At 62.5% G+C, this 14,890-nt stretch carries 14 protein-coding genes; 5 read left to right on the plus strand and 9 right to left on the minus strand.

What is annotated here, in order from left to right; genetic code table 11:
• Nucleotides 1-206 precede the first annotated feature (206 nt).
• Nucleotides 207-1,058, plus strand: a complete 852-nt coding sequence (locus ACJJVH_RS13150) for a MurR/RpiR family transcriptional regulator (protein ID WP_112800838.1) — start codon at nucleotides 207-209, stop codon at nucleotides 1,056-1,058.
• Between the two features lie 5 nt (nucleotides 1,059-1,063).
• On the opposite strand, the gene ACJJVH_RS13155 is transcribed toward ACJJVH_RS13150, so the two are convergent.
• The 9 genes from ACJJVH_RS13155 to ACJJVH_RS13195 all read right to left on the minus strand — a co-directional run bounded on the left by ACJJVH_RS13155 (nucleotide 1,064) and on the right by ACJJVH_RS13195 (nucleotide 10,887).
• Entirely contained in the window at nucleotides 1,064-2,647 is a 1,584-nt protein-coding gene (locus ACJJVH_RS13155) for an FGGY-family carbohydrate kinase (RefSeq protein WP_112800468.1), read from the minus strand.
• A gap of 20 nt (nucleotides 2,648-2,667) precedes the next feature.
• A complete protein-coding gene (locus tag ACJJVH_RS13160) occupies nucleotides 2,668-3,342 on the minus strand; it encodes an HAD family hydrolase (RefSeq protein ID WP_112800466.1) in 675 nt (224 codons plus the stop codon).
• 96 nt (nucleotides 3,343-3,438) lie between these two features.
• A complete protein-coding gene (locus ACJJVH_RS13165) occupies nucleotides 3,439-4,920 on the minus strand; it encodes a mannitol dehydrogenase family protein (RefSeq protein WP_412064116.1) in 1,482 nt (493 codons plus the stop codon).
• A gap of 152 nt (nucleotides 4,921-5,072) precedes the next feature.
• Complete coding sequence (locus ACJJVH_RS13170; protein ID WP_112800463.1) at nucleotides 5,073-6,071, minus strand: ABC transporter ATP-binding protein; 999 nt, start codon at nucleotides 6,069-6,071, stop codon at nucleotides 5,073-5,075.
• Nucleotides 6,072-6,082: 11 nt separating this feature from the next.
• On the minus strand, nucleotides 6,083-6,925 hold the full coding sequence (locus ACJJVH_RS13175) for a carbohydrate ABC transporter permease (protein WP_112800461.1): 843 nt from the start codon (nucleotides 6,923-6,925) through the stop codon (nucleotides 6,083-6,085).
• Between the two features lies 1 nt (nucleotide 6,926).
• Nucleotides 6,927-7,799, minus strand: a complete 873-nt coding sequence (locus ACJJVH_RS13180) for a carbohydrate ABC transporter permease (RefSeq protein WP_112800459.1) — start codon at nucleotides 7,797-7,799, stop codon at nucleotides 6,927-6,929.
• Between the two features lie 147 nt (nucleotides 7,800-7,946).
• Nucleotides 7,947-9,263 carry an ABC transporter substrate-binding protein gene (locus ACJJVH_RS13185; protein ID WP_112800835.1) on the minus strand — a complete coding sequence of 439 codons (1,317 nt, stop codon included), beginning with the start codon at nucleotides 9,261-9,263 and terminating at the stop codon, nucleotides 7,947-7,949.
• A gap of 146 nt (nucleotides 9,264-9,409) precedes the next feature.
• Entirely contained in the window at nucleotides 9,410-10,363 is a 954-nt protein-coding gene (locus ACJJVH_RS13190) for a sugar-binding transcriptional regulator (protein WP_113356191.1), read from the minus strand.
• Nucleotides 10,364-10,431: 68 nt separating this feature from the next.
• Complete coding sequence (locus ACJJVH_RS13195; protein WP_113383789.1) at nucleotides 10,432-10,887, minus strand: RbsD/FucU family protein; 456 nt, start codon at nucleotides 10,885-10,887, stop codon at nucleotides 10,432-10,434.
• A gap of 222 nt (nucleotides 10,888-11,109) precedes the next feature.
• On the opposite strand from ACJJVH_RS13195, the gene ACJJVH_RS13200 reads away from it, so the two are divergent.
• From ACJJVH_RS13200 to ACJJVH_RS13215, 4 genes are all read left to right on the plus strand, one after another.
• A complete protein-coding gene (locus ACJJVH_RS13200; RefSeq protein ID WP_112800455.1) occupies nucleotides 11,110-11,769 on the plus strand; it encodes a response regulator transcription factor in 660 nt (219 codons plus the stop codon).
• The gene (locus ACJJVH_RS13205) at nucleotides 11,766-13,118 is read left to right on the plus strand and encodes an ATP-binding protein (RefSeq protein WP_113356190.1); all 1,353 of its coding nucleotides are present in this window, start codon (nucleotides 11,766-11,768) and stop codon (nucleotides 13,116-13,118) included. Before ACJJVH_RS13200 ends, ACJJVH_RS13205 begins: the two co-directional genes overlap by 4 nt.
• An 87-nt stretch (nucleotides 13,119-13,205) precedes the next feature.
• Entirely contained in the window at nucleotides 13,206-14,132 is a 927-nt protein-coding gene (locus ACJJVH_RS13210; RefSeq protein WP_112800452.1) for an ROK family protein, read from the plus strand.
• Complete coding sequence (locus tag ACJJVH_RS13215) at nucleotides 14,122-14,832, plus strand: copper homeostasis protein CutC (protein ID WP_412064117.1); 711 nt, start codon at nucleotides 14,122-14,124, stop codon at nucleotides 14,830-14,832. Before ACJJVH_RS13210 ends, ACJJVH_RS13215 begins: the two co-directional genes overlap by 11 nt.
• The last annotated feature ends 58 nt before the right edge of the window (nucleotides 14,833-14,890 follow it).

A 14,890-nucleotide genomic window follows, 5' to 3' on the forward strand; every position in this document is an offset into this window, starting at 1 on the left:
TCGATATCAATATCTCGCGCGAATATATGAATATGCTCAATTAAAAATTTGAATTATTGTAATACATTTTATACTAATATATCCTGTGCGCCACATTAAGAACAACAACCAAAACAAGATCGGCAACCCCAGTAGTTTTGCATGGTCGATTGACGCAGAAACGGGCGCAACCGAACATCGGAAAGACCATCGACGAGGCACAAAATTTGGAAGATCTCAGCCAGAAACTTAAGCAATATATAAAGATCGGCACTCCCGCCGAGCGAAGAATTGCTAAGTATTTCTCCGAGCACCTGAACGAGCTGCCGTTCGAGACGGCTTCTTCGGTTGCCGACAGGCTGGAGCTGAGCCCGATGACGGTGGGGCGGTTCCTGCGCTCCCTCGGTTATCACGGGCTGGATGGCATCAAGGTCCACCTCAAGGAAAACACTCCGGCGCTGACATCGCAATTGCCGAGCGTGCTCGAGCAGCTGCAGAAGGATGCCAGCGAGGGCCGTCCGCTGGCGACGCAGATCGCCGAGCAGGTCGAGATGCTGCAGCATATCTACAACCTCGCCAGCCAGCCGCAATGGCAGGAGGCGGTTGCGGCAATCCTGTCTGCGGGGACTGTTTTCGTCGCCTCCCATCCAGGCCTGGCGGGGATTGCGCGTTATTTCAGCGATCGCCTGGCCTTCGCCCGCGATCAGGTCCTGTTTCTCGATGGAGCCAATGGCAGCTATATCGAGCTGTTTGGCGGCCCGTCCGACGACGGAGTGCTTGTCGTCATCGACTCCCCGAGCTTCGTCTCGTCGCGTCTGCTTGCCCGCTCCGCCCGCCGGGCAGGCTGCAAGGTGCTGCTGGTGACGGGCCAGTTTACCGAGTGGGCGCATGAATTCGCAAACATCACGCTATCGCTGCCGCCGCAGCGAGCGACCAGCCGCGAAAGCCTCGCAGCCATGATGTCGTTGCTGGAATATCTGGCGGTGACGGTCATTCACGCCGCAGGCGAAACGGCGGAAATCAGGATTCGCCGCATAGAAGAGCTCCAGGGCATGTTCGTCCACGCGCCGCTGCGGTAAGCCGCCTATTCCATGGCGTCCAGTTCCGCACGATGTCGGTACATGGCGAGGAAACGCCTGTAGTCGCGATCGTAGAGCGCCTTCTTTTCGGCATCGGGCAGCCGTTCGTGGCTGCCGGGATACATCGCAGCGCCTGCCGCCCCGAGACTTTCGTGAAGACCGCAGGAGACGGAAGCGGCAATTGCGGTGCCGAGAAGCACGGTCTCGTTCATCTTCGGGATGACGACCTTGCAGCCGGTCACGTCGGAATAGAGTTCCATGAGGACCGAATTCTTCACATGGCCGCCGGCAACATGCAGCGTGTCGGGCACATAACCGTAATCCCGCATCCGCTCCAGGATATGGCGGATGCCGAGCGCAATGCCGACGCTGGTGCGCCAGTAGAGCCGGCAAAGACCGTCGAACGAGGCGTCCAGCGTCATGCCGCTGATGACGCCGAGCGCATGCGGATCGGCAAGCGGCGAGCGATTACCGTGAAAGTCGGGCAGAACATGGATACGCCCGCCAAGGGAATCGCCCTCGGCAAGCCGCAGCTCGGCGATGCGCCGCACGATTCGATCATGCAGCGCCGCCGTCGGCGGCCCGCCGGCCGCATGCATGCTGACGATATGGTCGAGAAGCGCGCCCGTCGCCGATTGTCCGGCCTCGGCGAGCCACATCCCCGGGAAGACGGCCTCGTAATAAGGTCCCCACATGCCGGTGCTGCGCTTGCGCTCCCGCGCAAAGGACACGACGCAGCTCGACGTGCCGGCTATCAGCGCCAGCTGATGCTCCAGCGTAGCGGCATCGCCGGCATGGGCGGCAAGCGCACCGAGCGCGCCGGCATAGGCATCGATCATGCCCGCGCCGACATGGCAGGCGCGATCGAGGCCCAGCGCTTGCGCCGCCTCGGCCGTCAGCGTGCCGATGCTCTGGCCGACGGCCACGCTCTCCTCCGGCAAACCGCCGCGCTCGCGCAGATCGCCAAGGCCGATCACGTTGAGGAAATCGGCTTGCCAGCCCGGCTCGCGGTGGGCGAGATAGTTCCATTTCGCCACCAGCGTCGAGCGCGAGCGGGCCAGAGAGCCCGTCGCCTTCCAGGTCATGAAATCCGCAAGATCGAAGAAATAGCCGGCCCGCGCCCAGCTTTGCGGCAGGTTCTCCTTCAGCCACATCAGCTTCGGCATTTCCATTTCCGGCGACATGAAGTCACCGGAATATTCGAGAACCGCGTGTTTCGTCGCGGTGCAGTAATCCGCCTCGGCAAGAGCCCGATGATCGAGCCAGACAATGGTGTCGAAGCGGCTTTCGCCACCCGTTGAAACGGTCAGCTGACCGCCGTCGCGATCGCGCACGACCAGCGAACAGGTTGCATCGAAGCCGATCGCACCGATAACGGATGCATCGACGCCGGAAGACTTCACGGCCGCACGAACGGCGGCGCAGACGGCGGCCCATATATTCTCGGAATCGTGCTCGGCGTGGTTTTCACGCGGGCGATTCATCAGGATCGGATGCTCGCTTTTTCCCAGCAGTGAGCCGCTCGCCGTGAAGACACCGGCGCGCGCGCTGCCTGTGCCGATATCGACCGCAACTACGTGATCACGCATGCAAAGGAAGTCCCGACCACTTATCTCTTGTTGCGGACAAGTTGTATCAATTCCGGCATCGCGTCAAACACGACTTCCGGCGAAAGCTGCTCCAGTTCCGCCCGGTAACTCGGCGAATGGGCGTGCGAACCGCCGGTAAAGGCAAAGACCGTCATGCCGGCCGCCCGCGCCGCCGTAATTCCGGCCGGGCTGTCTTCCACGACGATGCAATCCTTCGGCGGCACGCCCATCTTTTCCGCCGCGTAAAGAAAGAGATCCGGCGCCGGCTTGCCGCGCTTGACCATGCTGGCGCTGAAAATGTTCGGCTCCAGCTTGTCGAGAAGGCCGGTGACGCCGAGCGAGAGGCGGATGCGCTCCAGCTGGCTCGACGAGGCGACGCAGCGCGGAAGCGAAAGCGCGTCCAGCGTCGCGGCAATACCGCCGATCGGCTTCAGCTCGTGCTTGAAGCGCTCGTAGAGATCGGTGCGGATGCGGTCGAGAAATGCCTGGTCGATGAAGACATCGAATTCCGTCTGCATCGTGTCGACCAGCGTCGCCAGACTTTTGCCGAGGAAGCGGCTGTAGACATCCTCTTCGCTCATATCCACGCCGACATCGTGCATCGCCTGAATGAGCACGCCGACGGACAGCGGTTCGCTATCCACGAGCACACCATCGCAATCGAAGATTACGAGCCCTGTTCCCTCACCCGTCATCACAGATCCAACCCGAATTCTGTTGCTGTCCCGCTCTCGAAATACCGCGCGACAATGGAAAACGGCCGGAACAGGAAAATTCCGGCCGCTAGAAGGTTATTCCGCGAGTTTGTTGTCCAAGTATAGCTGCAGGGTGGCGCGGGTGCCTTTTTCCCACAGCGTTTTCAGTGCATGCGCGAAGCGCTTGCGGAAGAGATCGGACTTGGCGACATCGCCGAAGATGTCGTCGAACACCAGGAAGGCATTCGGATCGTCTTTCGCCTTGAGGGCGGCTTCATGCAGCCGATCGGCGCTGGCATCGTTGAAGACGATGTCCTTGCCGCTGTCGCTCTTGCCCGCGAAATAGCGGCACCACAGCGCCGAGACGAGTGCGAGGCCGACAATATCCTCGCCGCGGCGGAGTCGATCGGCCGTCGACGGCAGGATGAATTTCGGCTGGCGGTTGGAACCGTCCTGCGCCAGACGCGGGATGGTGTCGGCGATCTTGGGATTGGCGAAACGATGTTCGATCAGCTTGAAATAGTCGGCAAGCACGGTATTCGGCACCGGCGGGATGACGGGGATGATCTCGTCGTTCTCAAGCTTGGCGAGGAAGGCGCGGATCAGCGGCTCTTCCATGGCCTCGTGCACGAAATGGATATCCATCAGCGCCGCGGGATAGGCAATCGCCGCATGACCGCCGTTGAGGATACGGATCTTCATATGCTCGTAAGGCGTCACGTCGGGCACGAAGGTCACGCCGACCTTTTCCAGCGCCGGACGGCCGGCCGGAAAATTATCCTCCAGCACCCATTGCTTGAACTCTTCGCAATAGACCGGCCAGTTGTCCTCGATATCGAAGGCTTCCTTGAGAAGATCGATCTCGCGCGCGCCGGTCGCCGGCGTGATGCGGTCGACCATGCCGTTCGGGAAGGCGACGTTCGCAGCGATCCAGTCGGCGAAGGCCGGGTCGGACAGCCGGGCGGTGCCGACGACGGCGGCCTTGGTGACACCGCCATTGTGGGGAATGTTGTCGCAGGACATGACGGTGAAGGGCTGCAGCCCGGCAGCGCGGCGTGCCTTGAGACCCGCGACGATCAGGCCGAACACCGTCTTCGGCACCTCCGGGTTCTGCCCGTCGGCGACGATGGCCGGATGCGCGGGATTGAACTTGCCCGAAGCATCGATGAAGTAGCCGCCCTCGGTGATCGTCATCGAGACGATGCGGATGGCGGGATCGGCGAGCTTGGCGATGATCGCCCCGGCATCGCCGACCGGCAGGATGTCGACCATCGGCGCGGTGACGCGCGCAGCCGTGCGGTTGTTGTCCTGTTCGACGACGGTCGTCAGAAAATCCTGCGCCGCGAGCTTTTCCCGCATGGCCGCATCGGAGGGCAGCACGCCCGCGCCGATGATCGCCCAGTCATGCGCCTCACCGGCATTGAAAAGATCGTCGAGATAAACGGCCTGATGGGCGCGATGGAAATTACCGACACCGAAATGCACGATGCCCGCCGAAAGCGACTTGCGATCGTAAGCAGGAACGGCCGCCTTTGCAGCCGCCTGCTGGAGAGTTGCGAGCGATAATTTGCACGTCATGTCTCTGGTCCTTCTGAAAGGTCTCTGGCTCCGGTCGGCTTGGGAAGGCCGCGCCGGTCGGTATGCTTGCCGGCCCGCGGATATCTTTCGGTGCGGGCCGGGAAAACTGCGTCGGCCATGCCCGTTCGGCGCGCATGGCCTCGGCTTTCGGCTCAGATCGCCAGCCCCTCGGCGTTGAACCGGTGAATATGCGTCTTGTCCGGCGTCAGATACACGGTCTCTCCGGCTCGGGCCGGGAAATCGCCGGAGCCGCGCGCCGTCACCGTGCCGATGCCGTCGACATCGATATGGAGGAAGGTGTCGGAACCGAGGTGTTCGGCAACAGTCACCTTGCCTTGCCAGTCGCCCGACGTGGTCGACAGCAGCACATGTTCCGGCCTGACCCCGATCGTATCGGCACCGAGGGTCTGAGCATAGGCGCCCTTGACGAAGTTCATTTTCGGCGAGCCGATGAAGCCGGCGACGAAGAGGTTGCGCGGGCTGCGGTAGAGCTCCAGCGGCGAGCCCACCTGCTCGATATTGCCGCGATTGAGCACGACGATCTTGTCGGCCATGGTCATGGCCTCGACCTGATCGTGCGTCACATAGACCATCGTCGTCTTCAGCTGCTGGTGCAGTTCGCTGATTTCGAGGCGCATGTTGACGCGCAGCGCCGCATCCAGGTTCGACAGGGGCTCGTCGAACAGGAAGGCCGCCGGCTGGCGCACGATGGCGCGGCCGATGGCGACGCGCTGGCGCTGGCCGCCGGAGAGCTGGCGCGGCTTGCGCTCCAGATAGTCCGTCAGGTTCAGGACGCGCGCGGCGTCCGCCACCTTCTTGTCGATTTCCGCCTGCGGCATGTTCGCCATCTTCAGCGGAAAGGCGATGTTCTTGCGCACGCTCATATGCGGATAGAGCGCGTAGGACTGGAACACCATGGCCAGTCCGCGTTCGGACGGCTTCAGGTTGGTGCCGTCCTTGCCGTCGATCACGATCTGGCCGGCGGAGACGTCTTCAAGGCCGGCGATCAGGCGCAGCAGCGTGGACTTGCCACAGCCGGACGGGCCGACGAACACCACGAACTCGCCGTTGTCGATCTCGAGGTCGATGGAAGGGATGACCTTGGCTTCGCCGAAGACCTTGGAGACTTGTTTGAGAACAATGCTACCCATGTTTCTCTTCCTTACTTAACCGCGCCGAAGGTGAGGCCGCGAACGAGTTGCTTCTGGCTGAACCAGCCGAGGATCAGGATCGGAGCGATCGCCATGGTCGATGCCGCCGAAAGCTTGGCATAGAACAGGCCCTCCGGACTGGAATAGGAGGCGATGAAGGTGCTCAGCGGCGCTGCGTCGACGGACGAGAGGTTGAGCGTCCAGAAGGCCTCGTTCCAGGCGAGGATGATGTTGAGCAGCATTGTCGAGGCAAGGCCGGGGATCGCCATCGGCGTCAGCACGTAGATGATCTCCTTGGCGAGCGTCGCGCCGTCCATGCGGGCCGCTTCGAGGATCTCGCCGGGAATTTCCTTGAAGTAGGTGTAGAGCATCCAGACGATGATCGGCAGGTTGATCAGCATCAGCACGACGACCATGCCGAGCCGGCTGGCAAACTGGTTGTTGAGCAGGCCGAACCCCTGGAACAGCAGGTAGATCGGGATGAAGGCGCCGACCGGCGGCATCATCTTCGTGGACAGCATCCACATCAGCACGTCCTTGGTCCGCTTGGTAGGCGAGAAAGCCATGGCCCAGGCGGCTGGGACGGCGACGATCAGGCCGAGGATCGTCGAACCGAAGGCGATGATGACGGAGTTGGCGAAATGGAGGAAATAGTTCGAGCGCGACTGCACCTCGACATAATTCTCCAGCGTCCAGTGGAAGAAGAGGAACTGCGGCGGCGAGGCGATGGCATCGCCCTCCGTCTTGAAGCTCGTCAGGATCGTCCACAGGATCGGGAAGAAGATGAGAAGCGCCACGACCCAGGCGACGGCCGATACGAAAACCTTGTGTTGCGTGCTGACCTTGCGTGCCATCTCAAGCCTCCAGATTCTTGCCGACTGCGCGCATCAGGAAGATCGCGACGATGTTGGCGAGGATGACGGCGATGATGCCGCCTGCCGATGCGCCGCCGACATCCTGCGACAGGACGATCTGCGAATAGACCAGGTAGGTCAGGTTGGTGGTCGCCGTGCCCGGACCGCCGTTGGTGGTGACGAGGATCTCGGCGAAGGCGGACAGCAGGAAGATCGTCTCGATCAGGATCACCACCGTAATGGCGCGCGCCAGATGAGGCAGGGTGATGTGGATGAACTTCGAAACCGGACCGGCGCCATCCATCTCGGCGGCTTCCTTCTGTTCCTCGTCGAGCGACTGCAGGGCCGTCAGCAGGATGAGGGTTGCGAAAGGCAGCCATTGCCAGGCGACGATGATGATGATCGACAGCAGCGGCACCGTCTCCAGCCAGGTCAGCGGATCGAGCCCGAACAATCTGAACAGATGCGCCAGAAGCCCGTTCACCGGGTTCATGAACATGTGCTTCCAGATGAGGGCGGCGACCGTCGGCATCACGAAGAACGGCGCAAGCACCAGCATGCGCACGATGCCCTGGCCGAAGATCGGCTGATCAAGAAGGAGCGCCAGCGCGATGCCGCCGACGACGGTGATGAGCAATGCACCGCCGACAAGCAGCAGCGTCACGATCAGCGAACTCAGGAAGGCCGGGTCGGTGACGAAATATTCGTAGTTGAGCCAACCGATGAAATCATGCGCACCGGGCGAGAGCAGATTGTAGTTCAGCGTCGAGAAGTAGATCGTCATCACAAGGGGAACGATCATCCACGCAAAGAGAAGCAGAACCGATGGCGCCATCATGACGCGCGCGGTCGAACGGGTGTGCAACGTTGCCATGGCAAGTACCGACCTATCTTGAATAAGGAAGAGGTGGCCGTGGATCGGCTGAAACGAAAAGGGCCGCCAAGGGCAGTTCGGCGCTCGGCGGCCTAGTGGAAAGCAGTGCTCGAGAGGAGGCGCTGCTTTCCTTTGCTTCGAAGGCCCTTACTTCGGATAGCCGGCCTTCTTCATTTCGCGTTCCGTCAGCTGCTGGGCAGCCTTCAGGGCCTGGTCCACGGAGATCTGGCCGGCAAGAGCAGCGGAGAACTGCTGGCCGACGGCCGTGCCGATACCCTGGAACTCGGGGATGGCGACGAACTGGACGCCGACATAGGGAACCGGCTTGACGGTCGGATGCGTCGGGTCAGCCGAGTTGATCGAGTCGAGCGTCATCTTTGCGAAGGGAGCTGCCTTCTGGTAGTCCGCATTCGCATAGAGCGACGTACGGGTGCCGGGAGGTGCGTTCAGCCAGCCTTCCTTCTGTGCGACGAGGTTGGTGTATTCCTTGCTGGTTGCCCAGGAGATGAACTTCTCCGCGGCTTCGGTCTTCTTCGAGGAAGCCGGGATGGCGAGGTTCCATGCCCAGAGCCAGTTGCCGCGCTTGCCGAGGCCCTTATCCGGCGCCAGGGCGAAGCCGACCTTGTCGGCGACCTTCGATTCCTTCGGATCGGAGACGAAGGAAGCGGCAACCGTGGCATCGATCCACATCCCGCACTTGCCGGACTGGAACAGGGCCAGGTTTTCGTTGAAGCCGTTGGAGGAAGCGCCCGGAGGGCCGGCATCCTTCATCAGCTTGACGTAGAAGCTCAGCGTGTCCTTCCATTCCGGCTGGTCGAACTGTGCCTTCCACTTCTCATCGAACCAGCGGGCGCCGAACGAATTCGACATCGCCGTCAGGAACGCCATGTTCTCGCCCCAGCCCGCCTTGCCGCGAAGGCAGATGCCGTAGACTTCATGATCCTTGTCGGTGATCTTGCGGGCCGCATCGGCGATGAAGTCCCAGGTCGGGGCATCCGGCATCTTCAGGCCGGCCTTCTCGAACAGGTCCTTGCGGTACATGACCATCGAGCTTTCGCCGTAGAACGGTGCCGCATAGAGCTTGCCGTTGGTGGTCAGACCGCTGCGAATGGCCGGGAGCAGGTCATCCACATCGTAGTCCTTGTCGGCGGAAAGCTTGTCGAGCGGCGCAAGCCAGCCGAGCTTGCTCCAGATCGGCACTTCGTAGGTGCCGATGGTCAGCACGTCGTACTGGCCGGCCTTGGTGGCGATGTCGGTCGTAACCTTCTGGCGCAATACGTTTTCTTCAAGCGTGACCCATTGCAGGTCGATATCGGGATTCTTGGCTTTGAAATCGTCCGTAAGCTTCTGCATACGGATCATGTCGCCGTTGTTGACGGTTGCAATCGTGAGGGTTTCGGCGGACGCCAAGCCGGCAAACATCAGCGCTGAGCAGGCGCCCAGCAATAAAGTTTTCAATTTCATATCTTCCTCCCAGAAGACCAAAGATGAGCATTCGCTTTGCTCATGGGCAATTACTCACACCTTGCGACAAAATGTCAATGCGGAATCGTTGCTGCATTGCCGCGCAAACAATATATCTATTTGTTTTTATTATTTAAATTTTTTGCTCAGGCCTTGAGCAAAAATTCGGCAACTGCCTCGTCGGTGATCAAACCATTGATCTGATGGCCAACCACGGCGGCCTTGATCGCCTCGAACTTGCGTCTTCCCTTGGCGATTCCGATAACGGTGCAGGTATCCCGCGACGGCAGCGGCGCACTCGCGACGCGGTCGTTGACATCGTCCGGCATGAGCTTGCCATTGCCATCGAAAACCCAGCCGCAGATCTCGCCCGCGGCGCCGCGCTCCATCAGCGCGAGCATCTCGTCTCTTTCCAGGAAACCGTCGAGACAGAGTGGCGCCTCGACCCCCATTTCGCCGACGCCGACAAAGGTCACGTCGGCCTGCGCGCTGATATCGAGCGTCGAGCGCACCAGCGCCTGGGCGTGCAGCAGCTCGCGCTCCTCGGCTGATGACACCAGCACGGGCAGCGGCATCGGAAAGTGCCGCGCCTTGATGACGTCGGCCATGCTGAAAATAACGTTGTAGTAGGCGGCCGAGCCGTCCGGCCCGATATTGCCGGTCAGCGACACCACCCGATGCTGCAGACATTCGATCGCCGGCAACTGATCGACCGCGGCCTTGAGCGTGCGGCCCGTACCGATCGCCAGCACGATGGGGTCGCTGCGCCGCAGCCAGCGTTCGATTTCCGCAGCACCGGCTTCGGCAATGCCGATGGTGGACGACGTGCTGTCCGGGTCGCTCGGCACGACATCGACATGACGCAGATTGAATTTCTGTTTCAGCGCTGCCGCATATTCCAGGCAGGCGGCTATCGGGTGATCCAGCCGCACCTTGATCAGGCGCTCGGCGACGGCGAGCGACACCAGCCGCTGAGCCGACTGTCGGGAAATTCCCATCGCGGCGGCGATCTCGTCCTGCGTCCGGCCGGCGACGTAATAGAGCCATCCGGCCCGTGCCGCATCGTCAAGCCGCCCCTGGGAATCCAGCTTCCTCGCCATCGCCTTCCTTTACCGAAACAGTGTCCCGCGCAGCATTCCCGCCCGCCACCTGGACCATTCGTGCCGGGTCACTCAGTCTCCGGCGGGATGACGCCCTTGGTCAAGGTGAAACAACCGTAGAAGCGGCGTTCGCCCGTCTGAATCACGCAGTAGGCATCCTTGGCGCGCTCGTAGAAAGCAAAACGCTCGACCGGCGACAGCGGCCAGTGCTTGCCTTCCGCCTTGTCGATCTCCGTCTGCACCTCGCGCTGAACCTCAGGCACCTCCTCCGGCGCTCCAACCACCTCCATGCGCGTTGCGGCATCGTCGATGAACGTATCGAGAGGCATCAGCGACAATATCGCCGCAACCGCATCGGCGGCCGAGACATTGTCGATGCGCAGCAGCTCGCCGAGAACCGTCTGGCTCGCGATGGCCTCCGCCGGAAAATTGGTGTCGACCACGACGAGCATATCCCCGTGCCCCATCGACTTCAGCGCATAGAGCACGTCCGCATTCAACAGCGGTGAAATTCCCTTCAGCATGACCGACATCCTCCGACAGCCTGTTGCGGCCTTCCTCGGCCGCTTCGTTCTCCGCGCAAACAAGTAACCATCGCGTTCCTGTCTGTCCATAGGCACCGGGAACGTTTTCGGCAGACGAACGGATGCGATCCTGTGCATCGAGGTGTGGCTTATTTCGGCCGTTATTGACCCGATAGGTTCGTCGGCATTAACTGAAGCGCGGGCAATCGTTAAGAGGTACAGGTGCGCATTCTTCTGGTGGAGGACGACGATACGATCGGCAGCGCGGTTCGCGACCATATCGCAGCGGGTCCCCATGCCGTGGATTGGGTCAAGAATCTGACCGACGCCGAAGAGGTCACGCGTGCCGTGCAATATGGCCTCATCCTGCTGGACCTCCAGCTTCCCGATGGCAGCGGCATCGATTTTCTCAAGCGGTTGCGCCGCAAGCCGGACGAGACGCCCGTCATCATCCTGACGGCGCGCGACCAGATCTCCGACCGCATCGAAGGCTTGAACAGCGGCGCGGACGATTATCTCGTCAAGCCTTTCAATCTCGGCGAGCTCACCGCTCGCATCCTGGCGGTCGCCCGTCGGTATGCCGGCAGTCCGCAGCCGACCCTGCGTATTGCCGACCTCGAAATCGACCAGCCGCAGCGGCGCGTCCGGCTGGGGGACAAGGACGTGATCCTGACCGGGCGCGAATGGGCCGTGCTCGACCTGTTGATCACGCGGCCGGGCGCCATCGTGTCGAAGGACAAGATTGAGGAAGCCCTCTATGCCTTCGGCTCCGAGATCGAGAGCAACACGGTGGAAGTCTATGTCAGCCGCCTGCGCAAGAAAATCGGCAAGGACCGCATAAAGACGGCGCGCGGCGTCGGCTATTGCCTGGGTGAGCGATGACCGGACGCAAGGAGCCCAGCCGCGCCAGCATCACCCGGCGCCTGATCGCGGCTCTCACGGGCACCGTCGTCGTTTTCTGGCTGATCGCGGTGGGAATCGGCGTCTACGTGGTCAACAAGGAGCTCGCCGAGACCTTCGACGGCGCGCTTCAGGAAACCACCGAACGGCTGATGCCCCTGGTGCTCGACGATCTTGCCAATCGCGACCATTCCGGCGATCCGCAAAGCCTGGAGGAGCTCAACAGGGGGCTGAACCGCGAATATCTGACCTATCAGGTGCTGGATGCGAACGGCAAGGTCATCCTGCATTCCCACGACGCCCCGGCAACGGCCTATGACGTGCCCCTGAAGATCGGCTTTCACAACACACCGCGATACCGCATCTATACGGAGTCGTCGGCAGACGGATCGATTTTCCTGCATGTCGCCGATGCATTCAAGAATCGCCGCGAAGCGTCGCGCGAAAGCGGTGTCGCACTGCTCTGGCCCCTGCTCGCCCTCATTCCGGCCAGCATCGTCGCCATCAGCGTCATCGTCGGCCGTTCGCTGCGGCCGATCGACCGGCTGCGCTCGCAGATCGCCACCAAGGACGGCGGCAACATGGCGCCTCTGGAAAGCGAGACGCTGCCCCGCGAATTGCAGCCGATTGCCCGCTCCGTCAACCTCCTGCTCGATCGCCTGCGCCTGGCGCTCGAAGCCGAGCGGGAGTTCACCGCCAACAGCGCTCATGAGCTGCGCACGCCGATCGCGGGCGCGCTTGCCCAGACCCAGCGCCTGATCGCCGAACTGCCGCAAGGGCAGCTGACCGAACGCGCCGGCCGTATCGAGACATCGCTCTCCAATCTCGGCCGGCTGGCGGAAAAGCTGCTGCAGCTCTCCCGCGCGCAGGCCGGTATCGGCGCAGGCGACAAGCCCGTCGACCTGCTCGCCGTCATCGAAACCGTCATCGGCGATTACGACCGCGATACCGGCACGGCCGGGCGTGTGCTGCTGGAGAACGACACGACGCGCCCGCTAGTCCGGAACGTCGATATCGACGCTTTCGCCATCGTCATGCGCAATCTCATCGAAAATGCCTTGCTTCACGGTCCGGCCGACGATGAAGTGACCGTCAGCGTCGATGATGGCGCCGTCAGCGTGATCAATGCCGGCAGCGTGCTTTCGGCCGCGGAGCTTGCCGGCCTGAAGAAGCGCTTCTGGCGCGGCAAGACCAAGGCCGCGGGCTCCGGCCTCGGTCTCTCCATTGTCGAGCGCATCGTCGAGCAGATCGGCGGGCAAATCGATCTGCGGTCGCCGGCCACCGGCAGGGCCGATGGTTTCGAGGCAAGGATCATCCTGCCTGCCGGCTGATGGCGATGCCGCCGGGGCAAGGATTGATCTTGCAAAGACCGGCAAAGGGTGCGAGCAAGTGCCCATGTTTCCAGCAGGTCGGTACACATGATCGTTTCCTTCGACATCGGCGGCAGCGCCATCAAGGGCGGCATCGCCCGCTCCATGGCGGATATTGTACCCCTGGCGCGGCGTCCCACGCCCAAACACGATTTCGCCGGCTTCGTCGCAGTCCTGCGCGACGTGATCGCCGAAGCCGGCGGGAAGCCGGACTGCCTTTCCCTCTCCATCGCCGGCGTCGTCGATCCCGATACGCAGGCGCTCATCTGCGCCAATATTCCCTGCATTCACGACCGGCGCCTTGCGGCCGATCTGGAGGCGGAACTCGGCTATCCCGTGCTGATCGCCAACGATGCCGATTGCTTCGCCATGGCTGAAGCCATGTCCGGCGCGGGTCGCGGCCACCGCATCGTGTTCGGCGCCATTCTCGGCACCGGCGTCGGCGGCGGCCTTGTCGCGGATGGCCGGCTGGTCAATGCCGCCGGCGGTTTTGCCGGCGAATGGGGCCACGGTCCCATCATCGCCTCTTCAGCCGGTAATCCGCCGGTCGCGGTTCCCGCCTATGCCTGCGGCTGCGGCCAGAAAGGCTGTGTCGACACCGTCGGCGGCGCCCGCGGCATCGAACGCCTGCACAGGACGCTTCACGGCCTGGAATTCTCCAGCGAGAAAATCATCGATGAATGGCTGAAGGGTGACGAGCGCGCCGAACGCACCATCGACGTCATGGTGGATCTGGTCGCCTCGCCGCTGGCGCTGGCGATCAACATAACGGGCGCGACGATCGTGCCGGTCGGCGGCGGACTTTCCAACGTCGAGCCGTTGCTGGCGCGTCTGGACGAAGCGGTGCGGGGCCGCATCCTGCGCAAATTCGGCCGGCCGCTCGTCGTGCCCAGCCAGTGCCGACCCGAGCCGGGCCTTATCGGCGCCGCGCTGCTCGGCCTGCAATATACCGGGGAGCGCAACCATGCTGCTTGAGATCTGCGTCGAGGACATTGCCGGCCTCAAGGCCGCCATCGCCGGCGGCGGCGATCGCATCGAGCTTTGCAGCGCGCTTGCCGTCGGCGGCTTGACGCCGAGCGCCGGGCTGATGGCCGCCGCAGCCGCCATGCCCGTCCCCGTCTATGCCATCATCCGCCCGCGCGCCGGCAGCTTCGTCTATTCCGCCGACGAGATCGAGGTGATGAAGTCGGATATCGATGCTGCCCGCAATGCCGGCCTGGCGGGCGTCGTGCTCGGGGCCTCCCTGCCGGACGGGCGGTTGGATTTCGATGCGCTTGCCGCCCTCGCCGCCCATGCCGAAGGTCTCGGCAAGACGCTGCACCGCGCCTTCGATCTCGTACCCGACGTCGAGGAGGCCGTGGACACGGCCATCGCCCTCGGTTTCGAGCGCATCCTGACCTCGGGGGGAGCAAAGACGGCGGCGGAAGGCATCGCCATGCTCGAGCGGGCAATCGCAGCGGCCGCCGGCCGCATCTCCATCATGCCCGGCTCCGGCGTTACGCTGGCGACGGTCGGGCAGCTATGGCCGCGACTGCCGATCGGCGAAATACACGCCTCCTGCTCAGCCGCAGCCGCCGAGACGGATGAGCGCGTCATCGCCCTCGGCTTTTCGACGCCATCGACCCGCCGCACCGACGCCGCGACCGTCAGGGCATTGAAGGCGTATTTCGCCTGAAAGCACGCCGCGCAGAGCCATGCGGCGGTTTTGCGGGCGACGACATGCGCCAAGCCAT

It is taken from the genome of Rhizobium sp. SYY.PMSO, from assembly GCF_046840415.1.
Taxonomy (GTDB): domain Bacteria; phylum Pseudomonadota; class Alphaproteobacteria; order Rhizobiales; family Rhizobiaceae; genus Rhizobium.

Coding starts and splice junctions, on each gene's coding strand:
- ACJJVH_RS13160 (WP_112800466.1), bottom strand. CDS start 3,342: ATGACGGGTGAGGGAACAGGGCTCGTAATCTTCGATTGCGATGGTGTG.
- ACJJVH_RS13170 (WP_112800463.1), bottom strand. CDS start 6,071: ATGGGTAGCATTGTTCTCAAACAAGTCTCCAAGGTCTTCGGCGAAGCC.
- ACJJVH_RS13210 (WP_112800452.1), top strand. CDS start 13,206: ATGATCGTTTCCTTCGACATCGGCGGCAGCGCCATCAAGGGCGGCATC.
- ACJJVH_RS13195 (WP_113383789.1), bottom strand. CDS start 10,887: ATGCTGAAGGGAATTTCACCGCTGTTGAATGCGGACGTGCTCTATGCG.
- ACJJVH_RS13190 (WP_113356191.1), bottom strand. CDS start 10,363: ATGGCGAGGAAGCTGGATTCCCAGGGGCGGCTTGACGATGCGGCACGG.
- ACJJVH_RS13205 (WP_113356190.1), top strand. CDS start 11,766: ATGACCGGACGCAAGGAGCCCAGCCGCGCCAGCATCACCCGGCGCCTG.
- ACJJVH_RS13175 (WP_112800461.1), bottom strand. CDS start 6,925: ATGGCACGCAAGGTCAGCACGCAACACAAGGTTTTCGTATCGGCCGTC.
- ACJJVH_RS13155 (WP_112800468.1), bottom strand. CDS start 2,647: ATGCGTGATCACGTAGTTGCGGTCGATATCGGCACAGGCAGCGCGCGC.
- ACJJVH_RS13185 (WP_112800835.1), bottom strand. CDS start 9,263: ATGAAATTGAAAACTTTATTGCTGGGCGCCTGCTCAGCGCTGATGTTT.
- ACJJVH_RS13180 (WP_112800459.1), bottom strand. CDS start 7,799: ATGGCAACGTTGCACACCCGTTCGACCGCGCGCGTCATGATGGCGCCA.
- ACJJVH_RS13165 (WP_412064116.1), bottom strand. CDS start 4,920: ATGACGTGCAAATTATCGCTCGCAACTCTCCAGCAGGCGGCTGCAAAG.
- ACJJVH_RS13215 (WP_412064117.1), top strand. CDS start 14,122: ATGCTGCTTGAGATCTGCGTCGAGGACATTGCCGGCCTCAAGGCCGCC.